This is a genomic window from Burkholderia sp. Ac-20353 (assembly GCF_017104785.1).
Lineage (GTDB): Bacteria > Pseudomonadota > Gammaproteobacteria > Burkholderiales > Burkholderiaceae > Burkholderia.
Genome location: NZ_JAAGPL010000538.1, coordinates 1 through 748, shown reverse-complemented (window position 1 = coordinate 748; position 748 = coordinate 1). Strand labels below are relative to the sequence as shown.

The window sequence follows — 748 nt, the reverse complement described above, 5'->3', positions numbered from 1 at the left end:
CGGCGATCAGCCGGGCGAGCCGGCCCGCGAATTCCGCGCCGAGCGCGAGCCGCGCGTGGAATTTCAGTCCGCGCGCGAGGCCGTCGAGCGGCGCCCGGTAGTCGGCGAGCGCAAATGTTGCATCGAACGGCGGCGGCGTGGCGCGGCATGCGTCGCACTGGTAGCCGGCCGCGCGCTGCGCGTGCCCTTGGGCGAGCGGCACCGCGCAGACGGCGCAGCGCACGCGCGCTTCGTTCCAGTACGCGGCATCGCATTCGGCGCAAATCACGGTGCGCGACAAATTGCCGCACAGCGCGCAGCGGTTCGGCAACGCGATCGCCGCGATCCGCGCGAAGGCCTGCGACATAACGACGCGGATCGACTGCGGAAACGGGCGGCGATTCATCGGCTGGGCGCCTCAATATGGCCTCAATGAAGCTTCCGGGGCGAGCGAGTATACTTCGGGCTCTTCGCCAGTTTGCCTGACATGTCCCCACCTTCGACCACATCTGGCCGTCCGGCCTATGACGCGAGGCGCGTGCGCCGGATTTTCGACCGCCGCGCGGCCGCGTTCGACGCAGTTTCGTTCCTGCCGCGCGAGATCGCGCAGCGGATGTGCGAGCGTCTCGAATACATCAAGGTGAGCCCCGCCGCGGTGCTCGACGCCGGCTGCGGCGCGGGCGACGACCTGCCGGCGCTGCGCGCGCGCTTTCCAGAGGCGCCCGTGTTCGGCGTCGACCTGTCCGGAGCGATGCTCGCGCGGGCGGGG

2 protein-coding genes are annotated in these 748 nt (G+C 70.7%); one reads left to right on the top strand and one right to left on the bottom strand.

Annotated features, from left to right (window positions below; genetic code table 11):
* Positions 1–385: double zinc ribbon domain-containing protein (locus G3N94_RS41825; protein ID WP_346778782.1), on the bottom strand; the 385-nt coding region annotated here is incomplete at its 3' end.
* Between the two features lie 81 nt (positions 386–466).
* Here G3N94_RS41825 and G3N94_RS41820 point away from each other — a divergent pair.
* A partial coding sequence (locus tag G3N94_RS41820; RefSeq protein ID WP_205799972.1) for a methyltransferase domain-containing protein occupies positions 467–748 on the top strand: 282 nt, incomplete at its 3' end.